We start from the raw sequence: 3,013 nt of genomic DNA on the forward strand, positions 1-3,013 counted from the left end.
TCGTTCTTTGAAAACTGGATAAAACGACATTGAAAGCAATAAATCAAATTTCTATTTTATAGATTTTTAAACAAGTCAAGCAATTGACGTGTAAACTTAAATCTTGGATTTTATCCAAGTGTTAACTTTTGGTTAAGTTAATAAGGGCGCACGGTGGATGCCTTGGCACTAGGAGTCGATGAAGGACGGCACTAACACCGATATGCCTCGGGGAGCTGTAAGTAAGCTTTGATCCGGGGATTTCCGAATGGGGGAACCCACTATCTTTAATCGGATAGTATCTTCACGTGAATTCATAGCGTGTTGAAGACAGACGCAGAGAACTGAAACATCTAAGTACCTGCAGGAACAGAAAGAAAATTCGATTCCCTGAGTAGCGGCGAGCGAAACGGGAAGAGCCCAAACCAAAGAGCTTGCTCTTTGGGGTTGTAGGACACTCTATACGGAGTTACAAAAGAATGAATTAGACGAAGCGACTTGGAAAGGTCCGCGAAACGAGGTAAAAGCCCTGTAGTCAAAAGTTCATTCCCTCCAGAGTGTATCCTGAGTACGGCGGAACACGTGAAATTCCGTCGGAATCCGGGAGGACCATCTCCCAAGGCTAAATACTACCTAGTGACCGATAGTGAACCAGTACCGTGAGGGAAAGGTGAAAAGCACCCCGGAAGGGGAGTGAAATAGATCCTGAAACCGTGTGCCTACAAGTAGTTAGAGCCCGTTAATGGGTGATAGCGTGCCTTTTGTAGAATGAACCGGCGAGTTACGATTACGTGCGAGGTTAAGTTGAGAAGACGGAGCCGCAGCGAAAGCGAGTCTGAATAGGGCGAATTAGTACGTGGTCGTAGACCCGAAACCAGGTGATCTACCCATGTCCAGGGTGAAGGTGAGGTAACACTCACTGGAGGCCCGAACCCACGCACGTTGAAAAGTGCGGGGATGAGGTGTGGGTAGCGGAGAAATTCCAATCGAACCTGGAGATAGCTGGTTCTCTCCGAAATAGCTTTAGGGCTAGCCTCGTGATTGAGAATACCGGAGGTAGAGCACTGTTTGGACTAGGGGGGCATCTCGCTTTACCGAATTCAGACAAACTCCGAATGCCGGATATTTATACACGGGAGTCAGACTGCGAGTGATAAGATCCGTAGTCAAGAGGGAAACAGCCCAGACCACCAGCTAAGGTCCCCAAGTAATCGTTAAGTGGAAAAGGATGTGGCGTTGCTTAGACAACCAGGATGTTGGCTTAGAAGCAGCCATCATTTAAAGAGTGCGTAATAGCTCACTGGTCGAGTGACGCTGCGCCGAAAATGTATCGGGGCTAAACGATTCACCGAAGCTGTGGATGCATACTTTGAGTATGCGTGGTAGGAGAGCGTTCTAATAGCGTTGAAGTCAGACCGGAAGGACTGGTGGAGCGATTAGAAGTGAGAATGCCGGTATGAGTAGCGAAACATGGGTGAGAATCCCATGCACCGTATGACTAAGGTTTCCTGAGGAAGGCTCGTCCGCTCAGGGTTAGTCGGGACCTAAGCCGAGGCCGATAGGCGTAGGCGATGGACAACAGGTTGATATTCCTGTACCACCTCCTCACCGTTTGAGAAATGGGGGGACGCAGTAGGATAGGGTAAGCACGCCGTTGGTTGCGCGTGTTCAAGCAGTAAGGCGTGTATGTAGGCAAATCCGCATACTATAACGTTGAGCTGTGATGACGAGCTCGTATGAGCGAAGTTCCTGATTTCACACTGCCAAGAAAAGCCTCTATCGAGGTGAGAGGTGCCCGTACCGCAAACCGACACAGGTAGTCGAGGAGAGAATCCTAAGGTGTGCGAGAGAACTCTCGTTAAGGAACTCGGCAAAATGACCCCGTAACTTCGGGAGAAGGGGTGCTTCTTTGGGTGCATAGCCTAGAGAAGCCGCAGTGAATAGGCCCAGGCGACTGTTTAGCAAAAACACAGGTCTCTGCAAAACCGTAAGGTGACGTATAGGGGCTGACGCCTGCCCGGTGCTGGAAGGTTAAGAGGAGCGGTTAGCGCAAGCGAAGCTGTGAATTGAAGCCCCAGTAAACGGCGGCCGTAACTATAACGGTCCTAAGGTAGCGAAATTCCTTGTCGGGTAAGTTCCGACCCGCACGAAAGGCGTAACGATCTGGGCACTGTCTCAACGAGAGACTCGGTGAAATTATAGTACCTGTGAAGATGCAGGTTACCCGCGACAGGACGGAAAGACCCCGTGGAGCTTTACTGTAGCCTGATATTGAATTTTGGTACAACTTGTACAGGATAGGTAGGAGCCAGAGATCTCGGAGCGCCAGCTTCGAAGGAGGCGTCGGTGGGATACTACCCTGGTTGTATTGAACTTCTAACCCATGCCCCTTAGCGGGGTAGGAGACAGTGTCAGGCGGACAGTTTGACTGGGGCGGTCGCCTCCTAAAGAGTAACGGAGGCGCCCAAAGGTTCCCTCAGAATGGTTGGAAATCATTCGTAGAGTGTAAAGGCATAAGGGAGCTTGACTGCGAGACCTACAAGTCGAGCAGGGTCGAAAGACGGGCTTAGTGATCCGGTGGTTCCGCATGGAAGGGCCATCGCTCAACGGATAAAAGCTACCCCGGGGATAACAGGCTTATCTCCCCCAAGAGTCCACATCGACGGGGAGGTTTGGCACCTCGATGTCGGCTCATCGCATCCTGGGGCTGTAGTCGGTCCCAAGGGTTGGGCTGTTCGCCCATTAAAGCGGTACGCGAGCTGGGTTCAGAACGTCGTGAGACAGTTCGGTCCCTATCCGTCGTGGGCGTAGGAAATTTGAGAGGAGCTGTCCTTAGTACGAGAGGACCGGGATGGACATACCGCTGGTGTACCAGTTGTCTTGCCAAAGGCATCGCTGGGTAGCTATGTATGGACGGGATAAGTGCTGAAAGCATCTAAGCATGAAGCCCCCCTCAAGATGAGATTTCCCATTACGCAAGTAAGTAAGACCCCTGAAAGACGATCAGGTAGATAGGTTCGAGGTGGAAGTGCGG

General features: G+C 50.8%; 1 rRNA gene. It reads left to right on the plus strand.

Annotation, left to right across the window (positions count from 1 at the left end):
* Positions 1–130 precede the first annotated feature (130 nt).
* Positions 131–3,013: ribosomal RNA gene (locus ACQKN3_RS20120) — 23S ribosomal RNA — on the plus strand; the annotation flags it as partial.

The sequence above is a fragment of the Solibacillus sp. NPDC093137 genome, assembly GCF_050280445.1.
Lineage (GTDB): Bacteria > Bacillota > Bacilli > Bacillales_A > Planococcaceae > Solibacillus > Solibacillus isronensis_B.